General features: G+C 57.7%; 15 protein-coding genes. 4 read left to right on the plus strand and 11 right to left on the minus strand.

Going from position 1 to position 16,381, the window contains the following annotated elements:
* Positions 1–23 precede the first annotated feature (23 nt).
* Complete coding sequence (gene slmA / locus QPM17_RS08295) at positions 24–611, plus strand: nucleoid occlusion factor SlmA (protein ID WP_285390183.1); 588 nt, start codon at positions 24–26, stop codon at positions 609–611.
* A gap of 167 nt (positions 612–778) precedes the next feature.
* On the opposite strand, the gene QPM17_RS08300 is transcribed toward slmA, so the two are convergent.
* From QPM17_RS08300 to QPM17_RS08310, 3 genes are all read right to left on the minus strand, one after another.
* Positions 779–1,603 carry an inositol monophosphatase family protein gene (locus tag QPM17_RS08300; RefSeq protein WP_285390184.1) on the minus strand — a complete coding sequence of 275 codons (825 nt, stop codon included), beginning with the start codon at positions 1,601–1,603 and terminating at the stop codon, positions 779–781.
* Between the two features lie 50 nt (positions 1,604–1,653).
* On the minus strand, positions 1,654–2,949 hold the full coding sequence (locus tag QPM17_RS08305; protein ID WP_285390185.1) for a pyridoxal phosphate-dependent aminotransferase: 1,296 nt from the start codon (positions 2,947–2,949) through the stop codon (positions 1,654–1,656).
* 100 nt (positions 2,950–3,049) lie between these two features.
* On the minus strand, positions 3,050–3,790 hold the full coding sequence (locus QPM17_RS08310) for a substrate-binding periplasmic protein (protein WP_285390186.1): 741 nt from the start codon (positions 3,788–3,790) through the stop codon (positions 3,050–3,052).
* A 188-nt stretch (positions 3,791–3,978) separates the two neighbouring features.
* Here QPM17_RS08310 and QPM17_RS08315 point away from each other — a divergent pair, with 188 nt between their 5' ends.
* Positions 3,979–4,629, plus strand: coding sequence for a response regulator transcription factor (locus QPM17_RS08315; RefSeq protein WP_285390187.1), 651 nt, complete (start codon positions 3,979–3,981; stop codon positions 4,627–4,629).
* A 14-nt stretch (positions 4,630–4,643) separates the two neighbouring features.
* On the opposite strand, the gene QPM17_RS08320 is transcribed toward QPM17_RS08315, so the two are convergent.
* The 7 genes from QPM17_RS08320 to QPM17_RS08350 form a co-directional block, all read right to left on the minus strand.
* Positions 4,644–5,759 carry a hybrid sensor histidine kinase/response regulator gene (locus QPM17_RS08320; protein WP_285390188.1) on the minus strand — a complete coding sequence of 372 codons (1,116 nt, stop codon included), beginning with the start codon at positions 5,757–5,759 and terminating at the stop codon, positions 4,644–4,646.
* A 7-nt stretch (positions 5,760–5,766) separates the two neighbouring features.
* Complete coding sequence (locus QPM17_RS08325) at positions 5,767–6,381, minus strand: hypothetical protein (RefSeq protein WP_285390189.1); 615 nt, start codon at positions 6,379–6,381, stop codon at positions 5,767–5,769.
* A gap of 78 nt (positions 6,382–6,459) precedes the next feature.
* Positions 6,460–7,557: a lipase secretion chaperone gene (locus tag QPM17_RS08330; RefSeq protein ID WP_285390190.1), complete on the minus strand. Its 1,098-nt coding sequence runs from the start codon at positions 7,555–7,557 to the stop codon at positions 6,460–6,462.
* A gap of 91 nt (positions 7,558–7,648) precedes the next feature.
* Positions 7,649–8,575, minus strand: a complete 927-nt coding sequence (locus QPM17_RS08335) for an esterase/lipase family protein (protein ID WP_285390191.1) — start codon at positions 8,573–8,575, stop codon at positions 7,649–7,651.
* 153 nt (positions 8,576–8,728) lie between these two features.
* Entirely contained in the window at positions 8,729–9,052 is a 324-nt protein-coding gene (locus QPM17_RS08340) for a DUF3301 domain-containing protein (protein WP_285390192.1), read from the minus strand.
* Entirely contained in the window at positions 9,049–12,138 is a 3,090-nt protein-coding gene (locus QPM17_RS08345; protein ID WP_285390193.1) for an efflux RND transporter permease subunit, read from the minus strand. The genes QPM17_RS08340 and QPM17_RS08345 overlap by 4 nt, the downstream gene beginning before the upstream one ends.
* Positions 12,138–13,241, minus strand: coding sequence for an efflux RND transporter periplasmic adaptor subunit (locus QPM17_RS08350; RefSeq protein WP_285390194.1), 1,104 nt, complete (start codon positions 13,239–13,241; stop codon positions 12,138–12,140). The genes QPM17_RS08345 and QPM17_RS08350 overlap by 1 nt, the downstream gene beginning before the upstream one ends.
* A 318-nt stretch (positions 13,242–13,559) precedes the next feature.
* Here QPM17_RS08350 and QPM17_RS08355 point away from each other — a divergent pair, with 318 nt between their 5' ends.
* Positions 13,560–14,066 carry a DnaJ domain-containing protein gene (locus QPM17_RS08355; RefSeq protein WP_285390195.1) on the plus strand — a complete coding sequence of 169 codons (507 nt, stop codon included), beginning with the start codon at positions 13,560–13,562 and terminating at the stop codon, positions 14,064–14,066.
* A 6-nt stretch (positions 14,067–14,072) separates the two neighbouring features.
* Here QPM17_RS08355 and QPM17_RS08360 read toward each other — a convergent pair whose 3' ends face one another.
* The gene (locus QPM17_RS08360; RefSeq protein ID WP_285390196.1) at positions 14,073–14,858 is read right to left on the minus strand and encodes a secretin N-terminal domain-containing protein; all 786 of its coding nucleotides are present in this window, start codon (positions 14,856–14,858) and stop codon (positions 14,073–14,075) included.
* A 362-nt stretch (positions 14,859–15,220) separates the two neighbouring features.
* Here QPM17_RS08360 and QPM17_RS08365 point away from each other — a divergent pair, with 362 nt between their 5' ends.
* Positions 15,221–16,279 carry a 3-deoxy-7-phosphoheptulonate synthase gene (locus QPM17_RS08365; protein ID WP_285390197.1) on the plus strand — a complete coding sequence of 353 codons (1,059 nt, stop codon included), beginning with the start codon at positions 15,221–15,223 and terminating at the stop codon, positions 16,277–16,279.
* Positions 16,280–16,381 lie beyond the last annotated feature (102 nt).

The following is a 16,381-nucleotide window of genomic DNA, read 5'->3' on the forward strand; positions in this document are numbered from 1 at the left end:
AACCAGAGCGCTGCAGTCCTGTTATGACAGAACAAAAAACCAGTCGCCGTGAGGCGATTCTCCATGCCCTAGTTGAACTCTTGGAGAAAGATCCGGGAGCCCGTATCACCACCGCCGGCCTGGCGAAATCCGTGGGGGTGACGGAGGCGGCCCTATACCGGCATTTTCCCAGCAAGCGAAAGATGTTTGAGGCTCTCATCGAGTTTGCCGAGGAGGCTGTGTTTTCCCGTTGTCAGGTGATCCTCCAGGAGCAGGAGGATGTGCGCGTCCGGTTGCAGCAACTGGTGCATCTGGTACTGGTGTTTGCCGAGCGTAATCCGGGACTTTGCACGGTTCTGACCGGCGATGCGCTGATGGGAGAGAACGACGCCTTGCGTAAGCGCGCCTCGCAGTTTTTCGAGCGACTGGAAACCCAGGTGCGTCAGGCGCTGAAAGAGGGTGAAATACGCCAGGGCCTGCGGCCACGGACCAGTTCGGCCCGGGGCGCGGATTTTGTGCTGGTGTTTATCGAGGGCAGGGTGCAGCGCTTTATCCGGTCTTCGTTTTCCCGTTTGCCTTCCAGTGATTTTGAAGAGGCCTGGGGGCTGGTCGCAGAAGCAGTCTGGGATTGACTCGGGATTTGGTTGTCGGATTACGCCTTCGGCTAATCCGACCTACAACTTGCTGATTCGTAGTAGACCCGTAGGTCGGATTAGGCGAAGCCGTAATCCGACAAACCAATCCGAACGATGGCGCAAAATTGTCGGATTACGCTTCGCTAATCCGACCTGCGTTTTAATCACTCGTAGCCGGATGCTTTCCTCAGAATTTCCCGAACAGGTTCCCAGATTGCGGGAGCCGAGATCAGGATATCCTTGCCCCACAGGTCCGCGGGGTAACCATCCGGAACCTCACTGAAATGTCCCGCCTTCGCGCCTGCCTCCAGAGCAATCAGCCGTGCCGCTGCAAAGTCCCAGGGGCTGACGTTTTCGTAGTAGATGTCCAGGCGACCACAGGCCACCCAGCAGATGTCCAGTGCGGCTGAACCAATGCGGCGCAGGTCCCGGCACTGGTGGATCATGGCGTCGAGGCGGCGGAGTAGTGGCTCCAGGCTGTCCTTGGTGTAGGGGAAACCGGTGGCGAACAGGGAATCCCGGGGCACTGTGGCGCCGCTGTGTTCAATGGCAGTGCCATTGAGGGTCGCGCCTTCGCCCATGGTCGCGCGGAAGGTTTCCCCGGCAAACGGTGCATGCACGACACCGGCCTGAACACGTCCTTTCTCTGCATAGGCAATGGACACCGCCACCTGAGGATGGCCGTAAGCGTAGTTCACGGTGCCATCGATGGGATCGATAATCCACAACGGGGTATCCAGATGTTCAGCCTGGCTCAGATCAGGCATGGTCTCTTCGGAGAGGATGCGGTGGTCCGGGAAACGTTCACGAATGGCGCCGGTGATCATCTCGTCCGCCATAACATCGGCGTGGGTGACCAGTTCTGTCTGTTGCTTGTAATCCGTACGCAGGGTGTTTTCGTCACGTTCCCGTTTGATCAGCTCGCCGGCCTTCAGAGCCAGAGCTTCAGCAAACTCCACAATGGTGGCGATGGCTTCCGGTTCAGACAAGTTGGCACCCTCCGATCATTGAATGAGGGCGCCAGTCTAACACGATCCGGTTACAGGCCGGTGAGCCACTGTTCCATCTTGTCCATGGCCTTCACCAGTCGCGGGCAGGCCTGTTTGACGAAGTCGTCATCCAGATCCTGGTCGGCGTAATCATCTCCGGCCAGTCTCAGGGCCTCAGCGCCGTCAAAGTCGACAAACGCCAGCCGTGCAGCCAGATGGTCCGGGACGAAGCCAAAATCACTGGCTGGTAGAATGGCCACGCCGGTATCTTCCAGTAACGACTGGCACAGTGCCTGGCTGGTCTTGATGTCGCGCTTTGCCAGGGCATCGCGGAAGTTGGAGAAATCCGGGAACAGGTAAAAGGCGCCTTCGGGCTTCTGTACCACGGCGCCCATGGCTGTCAGGCGGCGGTGCAGATACTCGCCCACCACTTTCAGCACCCTGCGAGACTGCTTGAGGTACTCGTCAAGGTCTTCGCCACCGGTAAACGCGGCAATGGCGGCGTGCTGGATCGGTGCGCTGGTGGCGGTGTAGGTCTCGCTGGCGATAATGGCCATGGCGTCCTGCAGCGGTCGCAGCTCCGGCGGGAAGATAAAGGTGCCCAGGCGCCAGCCTCCGGCGCCCGCCCATTTACTCAGTCCGGTACTGATTATGGTGCCCTCAGGGTAGTAGCGGGCAATCGACTTGTGTTTCCCCTCAAAGTGCACTTCGCCATAGATCTCATCCGACAGCAGGATCAGCTTGTACTTGCGGGCAACATTGGCAATGGCCAGGAGCTGATCATCGGTATAGGTGCAGCCAGTGGGATTGGACGGATAGTTCATGATCAGTATGCGAGGGCGCGACGGATCGTCGCGGCAGATGATGTCCAGCTCTTCCGCAGTCAACTGCCAGTTGTTTTCGGCATGGGTGGGCAACCAATGCACCGAGCGGCCGATGATGCGGGCCTGGGGGGCGTAGGATACCCAGCTCGGGCGTGGAATCAGCAGGTCGCCGTAGTAGGCAAGCTGCAGCATGAACAGCAGTTCCTTGGAACCGGGGCCGATCAGCACGTCCTCCCATTTGCATCCCATCCGCTCACGGCGGTTAATGTAACCCGCGATTGCCTCGCGCAGGGCCTTCAGGCCCTTTACCGGCAGGTAATCTTTTTCCTGGGCATGTTCCCGAAGTGCTTCAACTACCCGTTCCGGTACCGGAAATGGCGACTGGCCCAACCCCAGCTTGACGATATCGCGCCCCTCGGCACGAAGCTGGTTACTGAGTTCGTTGATGCGCAGGGTGGCCGAGGGCTGTATGCCCCGCACATTCAGATTGATGGCGTAGCGATGGTCTGTCTGGATGTCCATGATTCCGTTCTGTTGGTTGGGGAATAGCCCGCAGTATAGAAAACCTCAGGGAGTCTGTGCATTTTGTCTGATACGTGATTGCCGCAGGGGTGATGGGACTTTAGTCAGACTCGATCGATCTCATGTCTTCCAGCACCCGGTTGAATTCGTCCCGAAGTGCCTCACCCCGTGGATGCTGGCGGGAAAATGCGGCACGAAAATCGCGGATGGATCCCACCGTACCAGGTACAGCGGTAACTTTGGACAATTCCGGATAATCGGAAAAATGTTCTTCGATCAGATGGCTGCAAACCGATACCTCACAGATAAAGAGGTCAATTCGCCCGAAGGCGATCATCCTGAGCCCTGTCAGTTCTGGAGACTCCTGACTTATCCTGGTCGGTTGCGCATTGCCCTCGGCCAGCCATCTCATGAAGCTGGGGGCGTAGCTGTAGGCGGCGGACAGCCCGATCCGCAGGCCCTTCAGGTCGTCAAGTTTCTGCCACTTGATGTCACGGCCCCGGAGTTTGAAAAAAACGTCCCGGGCCTGACTGATGGGGGCTGTGAAGTGGTAGTAACGAGCCCTATCCCGGGAGTAGGTCAGGGAATAGATCATGTCGGAGACGCCAGTGCGGGTATTTGCCTCGGCCCGGGCCCACGGCAGTATCCGTACCCTGGGAAGGTAGCCCATGGCCGAGAGTACCTGTCGAATGGTATTCGTGTCTGTGCCCTTGACTTCGCCGTCCTCCAGGTATTCATAGGGCGGGTACTCAGATGTGACAACTCTCAATACGTTCTTGTCAGCAAAGGTCAGCGCTGGTAGCAGCGGTGTTAACAGCAGGACAGCCAGACGAAACAGCATCAGCGATTGAATCCGCAACGGTGCATGGGGTCAGTGAGGTGCAGTATAGTCGCCGGTTACGGAATATTCCGATAAGACTGTCAAAAACTGTTAAGCAGCAAACGGTCGGTTGTCGGATTTATTCGTATAGTAGTTCGGGCCGCAGTAACAAAAACACTAATTGTGCGGAGATATCAATGGATACCCGAATGGCTGAGAAAGTTGCCTGCGTCGCATCCTCCCCCGGTAACAGTGTCCCGCTGTCCCGGGTTCTCATTGTAGATGATCACCCGTTTTTCCTGTTCGGGCTTACGGCCATTCTTGAGCAGGAACAGCTGGTTAATGAGGTTGTTTGCGTCACCTCCGTGACCGATGCGGTTGAGGATCTCCGGTGCCACCCCGAAACCTCTCTTGTGCTGTTGGATCTGACGCTGCAGGGGGAGGCTGGACTCTCACTCTTTTCAGAGCTGGAAGGCGTCGGCGTTCCTGTGCCGGTGGTGGTGATCTCCAGTCGTGAAGACGAAACCTCGGTACGAGCTGCGAAATCGGCAGGGGCCGTTGGATTTCTACCCAAATCCGCTGACCGCCGCTCACTGGTCCGGATGATACGCCGGGTAAGCGGCGGGGACCTCTTCTACCCTTCGTTGCAGATGCCTGCGCATACTCCGGAGACGTTGACGCCTCGCCAGTTGGAAGTGTTGGTGTTGCTGGCAGAAGGTCTGCCCAACAAGCGAATCTGTCAGGCGCTGAGCCTGACAGAGCATACGGTGAAGACTCACCTGAAAGCTATTTTTGCCCATCTTGATGCCCACAACCGGACGGAGTGTGTTGCCCAGGCAAGAGCGCTGGGCCTGATCTGATGATTACGGATTTTTCAGTCCGTGGAATGAGTCAGGTGCAGGATGGCCGCGCGCAGGCGCATGGGTACAAGTGGCTTGTGCAGGAGCCATAACCGCTGGGCCGAATCGTAGCCCTGGATATGGGCTGTATTGGCAGTGATCAGGATGGCCCCGGTGAGGGATGACCTTGCGAGCAGGGTGTCGAGCAGGCAGTGTCCGGACATGCCCGGTAAATGGATATCGCTGACAAGAATTGTATCCGGTTGATCCGGCCACTGTGCAACGGCCTGCTCGGCTGTTGCAAACCCCATGACACGGTACCCCCATGAGGTTAGCGTCTGGCATACCCAATGCCTTGCTTCGTGGTGGTCCTCAACCACGACGAGGTAGTGATTGTGGGGTTTGTGATCATTTCCCCTGGCCTGGTGGGGGACGGGCATTGGTGGTGCGCTGGCGGCAGGTAGGCTGACGCGAAAGCAGGCGCCCTGTCCCGGTTGTGACGTTACTTCGCAATGCCCGGACATCAGCCCGGTCAGTTCGCGAACGATGGCCAGCCCAAGACCGAGGCCGGGGTCATCGCGCCTGCCGTTGCGATAGAACGGATCAAAGATCCGGGCGAGCATTGATTGGTCAATGCCCTTGCCATTGTCCGTTACTTCAAAGACCAGTTGCTGGCCGGAAAGAGACGAACCGAGAGTGATTCTGGTGGCGTTGCTATGGTCCAGGGCGTTGACCACAAGATTCTGCAGCACCCGGTGCAGCAACTGTGGGTCGGCCATGACACCCGCAGGTTGCTGAGTGGTCTCGATAGCCAGCTCAACACCCTGTCGTTGAGCCTGATCCGTGCAGGTTTCGGCGATTTGCTGCATGACTTCCAGGGCAGATAGCTTGCGCGCCTCCGGAGTAATCATGCCCTCCTGGAGGCGAGAGATATCAAGCACGGATGCCAACAGGTTGTTGAAATGGGTGACCGAAATTTTGAGGCGCGATACCAGACCAGCCTGCTGCTCCGGCAGACCGTTTGAGGTCAGGTTTTCCAGTATCAGGCTGATGATGTTGAGCGGCTGGCGGAGATCATGGCTGGCAACGGTGATCAAGCGAGTCTTGCGCTGGCTCTCCTGTTCAGCCTGGCGTCTTGATACTTCGAGCATCTGGCGGTCAAGAAAGTGTGCACGCTGTCGATGCTCGCTGAGCCAGGAGCCCACCATACCGATAATATTCGCAGTGACAATAAAGAAACCATTGACCAGAAGCCTGGGTGGTGCTCATGCCGGTTGCGGCTTCAACCGCCAGATAGGATGCAATCACAATGATGGACAGGATTGAGACGGTTCGGAATGGAATGCCCATCACGAAATAGCCAAACATCAGCATCAGCAGGATGCCTTCGTAAGGCAGTGGATGGTCTGCTACCCGCGCGATACCGATGATAACAACCACGCTAAGGCCGCCAATCAGGTAGGCAATGCCATAGAGCCGGACAAACGTGTTGGCGCTGATGTTTCGCCAGGAAAGCCACCATACAGCCGCGATGACCGGGCAGGTGATCAACAATCTGACCGACATGGTTTCCCGGGCAATGGAAGGTGGCAGCATCAATGCATCAAGAACCGCATAAACCAGGAATAGCAGCAGAGCCGCTGCGGAAACAGGACGTGCGCGTTCACGAATGCCCTGATTCCGGATCTCCCGGTAGTGGTGTTCCAGCTCGGGCTCAAACCGTAATCTCCGGAATCCGGAGGAACGTTGCTCCCGTAGCTGTTCAATGTTCATTGGTGGCAGTCCGGCGGTATTGTTGTGGTTGCCCTCAGTTTAACGTCGCCGGACAGTCAGGAATGGCAATAGAGCACATTATGGCGATTGGTCGTCCAGGGTTCGCAGTCTCGCCCAGGTTCGTGACTGTTCATCGTCGAAATGCTGCTCCAGCAGACGCTTTTCCATGGTTACCAGGTCCTCTGCGGCGATGCCCGACTCCTCCAGGCTGGCACGCTCCTGGCGATACTGCTCAAAGCGCTGGTCGAACTGCTGCCGTTCTTCCAGGTAGTTCACTACTTCGGCCGTTCGCTCCGGCTCCAGACCCAGGGCCTGGAGCTGCCTGCCTGCCGCTTCTGGGGATTGGGCGCTGGCGAGCACTTCCTGTCGTTCCCGGTAATGCTCACCCTCTGCCATCATCCGCGATTCCGTGCGGCGTATGACTTCCGGAAGCTGCTGCCGATGCCACTCCTGCAGTGTTGTTTTGGCGCTCTCGGACAGATCGGTCCGTTGCTGAAGGTCGAGAGTGGCCAGGGTGTATTCACCATAGGCCTCTTCCAGCCCGAAGAAGGCTTCGTGGGTGCTGGCGTCGAAGGAGTTCCGTCTCAGTTGTTTGAGATCTGCCAGCGCGCCTTTGAGCATTTCCAGCTGATACCGGGGGTCGTGTTGCCGGCTCGGGTCCAGGTTCTGGCTTCCCAGGGCCAGTGCGCTTTCCTTGTAGTTCAGGTACTGATCGAGCAGGGCGAGGGCCTGTTTGGCGGCCTGGGGGGGAAGGTTCTCCCGGGCCAGCGTTTCGATTTCCGCGAGGGCCCTTTCGGGGGAGACCTCGCCGACGGTGTTCAGGAAATAATCGAAGAAGTCCCTGGTTTCCAGATTCACGACCAAGTTGCCGCTGCTGTCTGCCTGCAGACTACCGTCAATCTGTGTGCCGGCCAGAGAACTGGCGAACGGCTCCTCGCCGAGATGCTTCGGGGTGCGATAGGAGATGGGCCTGGCCTCATCGGTAACTACGGCTGTGTTCCCCAACGTGTCGGACTCCGAAGATTGGGAAACCGGTGTCTCCGGGGCCACTTTATCTGCGAGTTCTGCTTTTGCCAGAGGTTCGTCCGTCAGTAGCCAGGTGCTGAGTGCAACGACGACTATGACTGCTACGAGGGGGAGAAGGGTGTGTTTGTTCAATGGTAGTTTTCGGGACATGTCTGTTATCCAGCCGTGGCTAATGCGAGTGTCACCGGAGCCGGCGTGGCCGGTCCGGTTACGGTTCAGCTCAAGGAGAAACGCTGACCGCTTATAGCCCTCGATTCTTCAGTCGGTTGGCATGGCTGCGATAGAGAGAGACCGGGTTGGTCCACCAGGAGCGGGCACCGAACAGATGATTAATGGCATCGACGTGGTTCATGTCGTAATGAGTGCCGATTACATTGCCCATTTTGGTGGAGCATTTGCCGACCAGTCCATCATTGGCTTCATTGCCAAAGGCCAGTGAGGTAACGCCCAGGAAGGGGTCAGTGATGTCTGTCCAGTTGGTCCACACCGAGGTGCCGGTCCAGGAGAAAAACTTGATTTTGTTGCCGTTGATCCAGACGTCTTCGTTAGTGCCGGCACAGGACCAGCGGTTGACTCCTTTCCAGCCCAGAGCATCGTTCAATTGGGTGGTTCCGCGGGTAGTCAGGGTCTCCAGTGCGGCCACCCCGTCCTGGGGGTTGTCTGACCCCGACAAGGCATTGACCAGGTCACCCAGGGCGTTGGCAATGGCGTCGGCGCCGCCTTCAACGTAGCTACCCGGCGGGATAATGCCGCGAGCGACATCGGCGACCTTCGATCCTTTGTTGACGCCGTTTATGGAGGTGATTGAGGCAATCCTGTGGGGGATCAGTGAGGCAGTTACCCGGGAGGTGGGCGCGCCCTGACTGTGTGCCATGATGTTGACCCGGGAGTGGCCAAGACCATTGATATAGTTGGCGAGTTGCTGCCCCCGCTGTTCACTGCTGTTCACGAACGAAACGCTGGCCGAATACACCCTGGCACCGCTGCGTTCCAGGTTCCAGGGGATGTTGTGGAAGTAGTTGATCAGGCCACCGACCGTGTTGAAACCGGTGACGCCATGAACCAGAACAATGGGATGCTTTGTCTGGGTGTAGCTGGCATGGGTAAGCGTGGGTGCTGCAAGCACCGCACAGCTGATGATCACTGCAAGGGTGATGAGTTTGCGCATGGTTGACTCCTGTTGTTTTTGTGAGTGGGCTGCCGGGTATGGCAGCCTTTGTCGCCAATGCGCTGGGGATTATTTGCGATTACAGGGCGAGTAAGAATCGCCCATTTGGGGGAGGCAGTGTGTCGCGGAATGCGGGGGAGGGGCGTGAGCCGGTTACAGGTCCGGCCCGAAACGGTGGGGTTCCAGCTCCATATGGACGATGCGCTGGCCCAGCATGATGATGCGACCGACGTAGCGTTCGTCGCCGGTTGACGTGAAGTCGAAAAGAAACCGGCGCCATACGCGAATGCGGCCGCTTTCATCCCGTTTGAACCAGAGGCCGCGGAGGTAGACGGCGTCGTCCAGCAGCATTACATCCATTTTTTTGCAGTAATTTCTGGCTGCCTGAAGCACAGAGTCCTTGATGGCCTTTGCCCGCCACCAGTACCAGGCGGCGAAGCCGGCCACAAACAGCCAGAAGAGGGTGCCGAGGGTCACTTTGACGGGACCGTGGCTGCAGTTCCAGAGTCACCATTGCCGTATTCATCCGCCACGGAGCCGTGATGGTCACGGCCCAGCAGGATATAGAACGCCGGCAGCACGAAGATGGTGAACAGCGTACCGATGCCAAGGCCGGTGCTGATGGTCAGGCCGATGGCAAACCGGCTTTCGGCGCCGGGGCCTACGGCGATCAGCAAGGGTACCATGGCAAAAATCAGCGCCAGGGATGTCATGATGATCGGCCGCAGGCGGATGGCTGCAGCCTCAATGACGGCATCGCGCTTGTTCAGCCCTCTGTCCACCTGAAGCTGATTGGCAAACTCCACAATCAGGATGCCATTCTTCGACACCACCCCGATCAGGGTGATCAGGCCTACCTGGGTATAGATGTTCATGGTGGCGAAGTCGAGCACGATAAAGGCCATGGCACCGGCTACCGACATGGGGACGGACACCAGGATGATGAACGGATCGCGCCAGCTTTCGAACTGTGCCGCCAGTACCAGATAGATTACCAGCAGTGACAGGAAGAAGGTCACCACCAGTGCGCTGCCCTGGTTGGCAAATTGTCGTGATTCGCCGGTGTAGTCATAAGAGAAACCCTGGGGGAAGCTCTCGTCGGCGGCGTTTTCCATAAAGGCCATGGCGTCGCCCACGGTCACGCCCGGCATTATCACACCCTGCAGTGTCAGCGAGTTCAGCTGGTTGAACTGGGTCCTCTGGGAGGGTTCTACCGTCTTCTCGAAGCTGATAACACTGGATAGCGGTACCAGTTGGCCGCTGTCTGCACGAATGTAGTAGTCGTTCAGCGCCTGTTCATCCGTGCGGAATTCCTGGTCCACCTGGGGAATGACTTGGTAGGAACGCCCCTCCATGCTGAATCGGTTGATGTATCCACCGCCGAGCATGCTGGACATGGTCTGGCCAACGTCCTGCATGGATAGGCCGAGGTCTGCGACCCGGTCGCGGTCGACCTTGACCTGGGTGACAGGGCGATCGAAATCGATGGATTTCTGCAGGAACATGAAGTTGCCGCTCTGCATTGCCTTGCCCTGGAGTTCGTTGGCAATGTCGTTGAGGCGTTCGTAACTCTCACCGGTGGTGATAACGAACTGGAACGGCAGGCCGCCGCCGGAGCCCGGCAGTGATGGGCGCGGGAATACAGCAGTCTGCAGACCGGTCACGTTTTTCAGTTCTTTATCGAGCAGTGGCTGGGCTTCGAACTGGCTGATATCGCGGTCGCCCCAGGGCTCCATCTTGAAGCCGCCGAATACGGCGTTGGGCGCGGTGATGCCAAGGATCATGAAGTCTTCGTTGTAACCCGGCACTGTCGACATCCGCTGTTGCACTTCGTCGCCGTGTTCCTGGAGGTAATCCAGGGTGGATGTCTGGGCGGCGGTTCCCTGGTAAAAAAGGATGCCCTGATCTTCAGTGGGTGCCAGCTCGTTCTGGCTCATCGACACCATGAAATAAATGGAGCCCAGCACCACGATGGCGAAGAAAATAACCACCGATTTCGTATCCATCAGTGAGCTGAGTGCGCTTTTGTAGCCGTTGGCAAGCCCATTGAAACTGCGTTCAACCAGTTGTTCGAACCGGCCCGGATTGCCATGGGGCTTGAGGATCTTGCCGGACAGCATCGGGGACAGCGTCAGCGCCACGATGCCGGAAATAACAACCGTACCCGCCAGAGTGAATGCGAACTCAGTGAACAGGGAGCCCACCAGGCCGCCCATGAACCCGATTGGCGCATAGACTGCGACCAGTGTGGTGGTCATGGCGATGATCGGTGTGGCCATTTCCCGTGCCCCGTTGATAGCAGCGTTGAAACGGGATTCACCCTCCTCAATATGGCGGTGAACGTTCTCCACCATGATGATGGCGTCGTCCACCACCAGGCCTATGGCGAGAACCATGGAAAGCAAGGTCAGCAGGTTGAGAGAGAACCCCATCATCAACATGACGAATGCGCCGCCGATCAGAGACAGGGGAACCGCAACAGAGGGCACCACAGCAGCCCGGACGGACCCGAGGCAGAGGAAAACCACCACCAGAACAATTCCCATTGCTTCCAGCAGGGTTTTGATCACCTCGTTGATGGAGTTGTCGATAAAGTCAGAGGCGTCATAGGCCAGACGCACATTGAGACCCGAAGGTAACTGGCTTTCAATGCCTGGCAGTTCGTCCTTTACTCTCTCGGCAACGGTGAGCGGATTGGCGCCGGGAGAAAGCTCGATGGCCACGTAAGTCGCCGGTTGCCCCTTGTAAAGCGCCAGCTGGTCGTAGGTTTCGGAGCCCAGCTCGACCCGGGCGATGTCGCTCAGGCGGATCAGGGAGCCATCGGATTCCTTCACCACCAGATCCTTGAACTGCTCCGGGTCACCTACATCGGTATCACTGGTCATGCTGATTTTTGTGTACTTGCCTTCCGTATTACCCACGGCGGCCTGATAGTTGTTCCGCAGCAGCACGTCGACAACTTCTCGGGGCGTCATGTCCACTGCTGACAGCCGCTCCGGGTCAAGCCACACCCGCAGGGCAAACTTGCGGCCCAGCAGGTCGGCCTTGCCGACGCCGGAAAGTGCCTGAAGTTTGGGCTGAACAACCCGCGTGAGGTAGTCGGTGATCTGGGGAACCTTCAGCTCATCACTGTAAAAGGCAATGTACATCAGCGCCGTAGAGTCACCGGTGGTAGAAGTGATTACCGGGTCCTGTGCCTCGGCCGGAAGCACGTTGCGCTGGCTGGCAACCTTGGCCTGAATTTCGGCCAGAGCGGCGTTGGCGTCATAGTTCAGCACCATCTTCGCTTCAATGGTGGACCGGCCCTGGGAACTGGTGGAGGTCAGGTAGTCAATACCACTGGCTTCAGCGATGGCCTGTTGCAGGGGGGTCGTAATGAACCCTTTTACGAGGTCGGAACTCGCACCCGGGTAAGCCGTGGTGATGGTTACCGTGGTGCTTTCCAGCTCCGGATACTGGCGTATTTCCATTTCCATGGCTGCCCGCGCACCCAGCAACAGGATGAGCAGGCTGACCACCGTGGCAAGGACGGGGCGCTGAACGAATATGTCGGTAAAACGCATTACTCGGACGCCTCCGCCGGCTTGTCGCTATCTTCCTGGATTTCGACTTTCTGTTCCGCGCGCAATCTCAGCAGGCCTTTGGATACAACCTGCTCACCTTCTTCGAGGCCATCGGATATGGCGACACGCCCATCCTGGGTATCGCCGGTCTGCACCGTGCGGCGGTTCACAATCAGGTCGCCATCGTCATTTTCTTCCACAACGAAGACAAAATCGCCGTATGTATTGTAGGAAATGGCGGTGCGGGGCACGGTAATAACCTCGCGATCTTCCGGTTGGCGGGTAGCAATTGTTGCAAACATGCCGGGGCGAAGCAGGTTGTCCTCGTTGTCCAGCGTTGCGCGAATGCGCACTGTGCGGGTTTCAGGATTTACCGAGGTGTTGATGGCGCTCACCTTACCTTTGAAGGTACGTTCAGGAACTGCGGCCACCGTTGCCACCACCTCAAAGCCCCGGTCAACCCTCGCCAGGTCTTTTTCGGAGAGGGTGTAGTCCACGTAGATCGGATTGAGCATGTTGATTTCGACAATGGGGGTGCCGGTACCGATGTACTCCCCCTGGTCAATCAGGCGCAGACCCAGTTTGCCGTCAAATGGCGCACGGATAACCTTCTTGCTCAGTTGGGCTTCAGATTCGTTAACCCTTGCCCTGGCGGCATCGAAGTTTGCCTTGGCTTCATCATACTGGGACTGGGAAACCGCCCGTTTGGGAAGTAGGTCAGAAACGCGCTTGAACTCCTGCTCAGCCAGTTGTGCCTCGGCACGACGCGTGCGCAATGCGGCTTCGTCAATGGCGGCGTCGAGGCGAATCAGCACGTCTCCCTGCTTGACGGTGTCACCGGATTCGAAGTTGATACGTTCGACAACGCCAGGGACTTCATTGGCCACTTCAATGCCGTTGATGGCCTCAATACTGCCAACAGCCTTGATCGCGGGCGTCCACATTTCGGTGCGTGCCACGGTGGCCGAAATTATCGCCGGCGGCTGTGGCTGGGAAAACTGCTTTTCCATCTGACCAAACTGATAGAATTTGTAACCAAAGATGCCGCCAAGCACGACGCCGAGAAAAATGATTACAATCAGGAAGCGAGAGGCAGTGCGCATAGTTCAGGTCCTGGGTCGTATGTCCGTTACAGGTGATCGTGTTAGCTTTGCAGGCTCCTGGTCCCCGTTTGAGGGGCGGAGGTGCCCGGCGCGCCGGGGACTGTGTTGGCGTGATATCGTCAACAAATGATAAAGAATAGCATCCTATACAAGCCGAAGGGGCCCTGTCACTTATTTGTCAGTAAAAGTGCGTACAATTACTGCGCTCCCCCGCCCGGATACAGGGCTTGAGAGGTGGTGTCCTGAAATTCGGCCTATTGAGAGTTAACCACACACAAATGACATCTTTACGACCCCGGCATCAATAAGGATTGGCGAATGCAGTGGATTCTTGGTATTGCCCTGGCAGCTGCCGTTTTTATTATCCTCAAGCAGTGGGGCGCCTTAACGCCTGAAAAGAAAAAAGCCGCGACCTGGAAGATTCTGCTGGTAACAGGTGCTGCCCTGCTGCTGTTCATGGTGCTGACCGGCCGGGTTCACGTGCTGACTGCAGCGGTCGCCGCCCTGCTGCCCCTGCTGAGGAAGGTGCCGGCGTTACTCAGGTTTGCCCCCATGGTCCGTCGTGTGTTCGGGCAGCCCCTGAACCATGAGGCACACGATAGCGGGAGCGGGGAGAGCCGCCATCAGCCAGCAGACAGTTCTGGCAACATGTCGGTAAAGGAAGCGTGCGAGATTCTGGGTGTTGAACCGGACTGCGCTGAAGAAGTCATCATCCAGGCCCATAGGCGGTTGATACAGAAGCTCCACCCCGACCGGGGCGGCAATGATTACCTGGCCGCCAAGATCAATGAGGCCAAGAGTGTCCTGCTTAAAAGCCGGGCCTGACCGCAATCAGAGTACTTCAACCCTCACTTCGAACGCCTGATTCTCACGACTGCTGCCGCCGGTCTGATAGGTAATGCCCGATTGCTCTCCGGCCCGCCGCTGACGGGTGCTGCCAAGCTCAACCCACTGACCGGGTTCCACCCGGCGGATCGTCATCACGGCTTCGGTTTCGTAACCGGGCAGGTCACCCTCCGGATCTTCCTCGAAGGAGACGATGTTCAGTTCAATGGCTTCATCTGAGATAACCTGTGGGCTGACCAGAAAACCGCTGCGGGTTTCGATCTGGTCCAGAAACGCTGCCGGGTTGCGGCCACCACGAATGGCCACGGGAACGGTGCGGACCTGTCCGGCAGTAATGTGGGCGGACTGCCCGTCCTGCACCACCAGTGTACGCTCCTGGTTGCGGCGCGTGGTGGTGACCTTGCGCTCCGCCTTTACACTGACCTGATTGTTGCTGACGGAAATGCCACCGCCACCGCTCTTCGCATCGATATTGTGGCGGGACCGGACGGTAATGCGCATCTGCGCGGGAGCCACGTCCATGGTTTCCACCAGCATGCCGATCTCGTCCAGTACATCGGGTTCGCCGCGCACGACCATTTGCTGCCCGCGGGCGGTAATGGACACCTGTCCCTCGGGGTACAGTTCCCGGATCTGTTGGGCAACGCTGTCTGCGGATCGTTGACTCATCTGGTAGGTGCGGGCTTCGGGCGCTGCCGCAATGAAGCCTGAAAACAGCAATAGTATCAGCGATAAGGAGAGAGTGACCGGTCGGACAATTGCCGCTTGCATGGATGACCCCGTTCAGGTGTGTAATCGCAAAATCTGGAAAAACCGGATTTACGGGTTGCAAAGCCGGAAACCGGAGAGATATATTGGAAAGCATGAAGACCACACACACGACCTGTCAATTGAATGTTCTGCAAGCTTTCGGTGAGAAACCGATGGCGGCTGTCGCTGCTGTGTTTTTCTGGTGGTTTGGTTATGGCTTTTATTTTAGCCAGAGCCCGGGCCGCCCATAGGATCTTCATCGACCGAATAACGAGGAAGGCAGCCCGGCAGAAACCCAGGCTGCCACCGGACTCAAAAAGCCCCGACTGGTAGCCCAGCCGGGGCTTTTTAGATTCTGACACAGGGAAACGGGAACATTGACCATGAACATGTCGCTGAACATCGAGACACCGAATGACGTAAGCGAGCCGTTAAAGGCAGAGCCGGCCACCAGGGAGATCCCGCTGCCAACGCCGGCGGAACTTCGGGCCAGCCTGCCGGTATCCGCCCAGGTGCAGGCGCAGATACACCGCCACCGGGAAGCTATCCGCCGGGTCCTGAGCGGCAAGGACTCGAGAATGCTGGTGGTTGTCGGCCCCTGCTCCATACACGACGAAGTGGCCGCGCTGGAGTATGGTGAAAAACTAAAGACGCTGGCGGACGAAGTCAGTGACCGTTTCCTGATCATCATGCGCGCCTACCTGGAAAAACCCCGTACCACCGTTGGCTGGAAAGGCCTGCTTTACGACCCGGAGCGCACCGGCACCGGCGACCTCAACGAAGGCCTGCTGCGTTCCCGCCGGTTGCTGCTGAACCTGTCAGACATGGGCCTGCCCCTGGCCACCGAAGCCCTGAGCCCCTTCGCCATGGACTACCTGGGTGACCTGGTAAGCTGGACCGCCATTGGCGCCCGCACTACCGAATCCCAGGTGCATCGGGAACTGGTCAGTGGCTTGCTGATGCCAACCGGGTTCAAAAACGGTACCGATGGCAGCATTGGCGTGGCTATTAATGCCATGAAGTCCGCGGCACACCCTCATCACCGTTTCGGGGTAGGGAGTAATGGCGCTCCGGCGATGATCACTACCGAGGGCAATTCTGATACGCATCTGGTTTTGCGGGGTGGACGTGGTATCACGAACTATGACAATGAGAGTGTCCGCGAGGCCATGGATGCCCTGTCCAGTGCCGGTGTTTCTGCTTCAGTAATGATCGATTGCAGCCATGACAATGCCCAGAAACGAGCTGAGCGACAGATTGATATTGCGAGGGAAGTAATGGCTCAGAAACGCGCGGGTAATTCACAGATCGTCGGTTTGATGCTGGAAAGTTTTCTCGAAGAAGGCCGCCAGAATGACAGTGACGATTTGCTCTACGGATGCTCCCTGACCGATCCTTGTATCAGTTGGGAGCAAACAGAAGAGTTGTTGCGTAGCCTGTGAATCAGGCACTGGTGCATGCACCGGTCTGTAGGCTTCTTCCAGAACACGCCCGTAAATACGTCCATGTAGGGCTCGGTCGCGCCATCCCTGGCGCTCCACGGT

The organism is Marinobacter azerbaijanicus, from assembly GCF_030250645.1.
GTDB lineage: Bacteria > Pseudomonadota > Gammaproteobacteria > Pseudomonadales > Oleiphilaceae > Marinobacter > Marinobacter azerbaijanicus.

Coding starts and splice junctions, on each gene's coding strand:
- QPM17_RS08320 (WP_285390188.1), bottom strand. CDS start 5,759: ATGCTCGAAGTATCAAGACGCCAGGCTGAACAGGAGAGCCAGCGCAAG.
- QPM17_RS08330 (WP_285390190.1), bottom strand. CDS start 7,557: ATGTCCCGAAAACTACCATTGAACAAACACACCCTTCTCCCCCTCGTA.
- QPM17_RS08310 (WP_285390186.1), bottom strand. CDS start 3,790: ATGCTGTTTCGTCTGGCTGTCCTGCTGTTAACACCGCTGCTACCAGCG.
- QPM17_RS08365 (WP_285390197.1), top strand. CDS start 15,221: ATGAACATGTCGCTGAACATCGAGACACCGAATGACGTAAGCGAGCCG.
- QPM17_RS08325 (WP_285390189.1), bottom strand. CDS start 6,381: ATGAACATTGAACAGCTACGGGAGCAACGTTCCTCCGGATTCCGGAGA.
- QPM17_RS08355 (WP_285390195.1), top strand. CDS start 13,560: ATGCAGTGGATTCTTGGTATTGCCCTGGCAGCTGCCGTTTTTATTATC.
- QPM17_RS08345 (WP_285390193.1), bottom strand. CDS start 12,138: ATGCGTTTTACCGACATATTCGTTCAGCGCCCCGTCCTTGCCACGGTG.
- QPM17_RS08350 (WP_285390194.1), bottom strand. CDS start 13,241: ATGCGCACTGCCTCTCGCTTCCTGATTGTAATCATTTTTCTCGGCGTC.
- QPM17_RS08315 (WP_285390187.1), top strand. CDS start 3,979: ATGGCTGAGAAAGTTGCCTGCGTCGCATCCTCCCCCGGTAACAGTGTC.
- QPM17_RS08360 (WP_285390196.1), bottom strand. CDS start 14,858: ATGCAAGCGGCAATTGTCCGACCGGTCACTCTCTCCTTATCGCTGATA.
- QPM17_RS08305 (WP_285390185.1), bottom strand. CDS start 2,949: ATGGACATCCAGACAGACCATCGCTACGCCATCAATCTGAATGTGCGG.
- QPM17_RS08335 (WP_285390191.1), bottom strand. CDS start 8,575: ATGCGCAAACTCATCACCCTTGCAGTGATCATCAGCTGTGCGGTGCTT.
- slmA (WP_285390183.1), top strand. CDS start 24: ATGACAGAACAAAAAACCAGTCGCCGTGAGGCGATTCTCCATGCCCTA.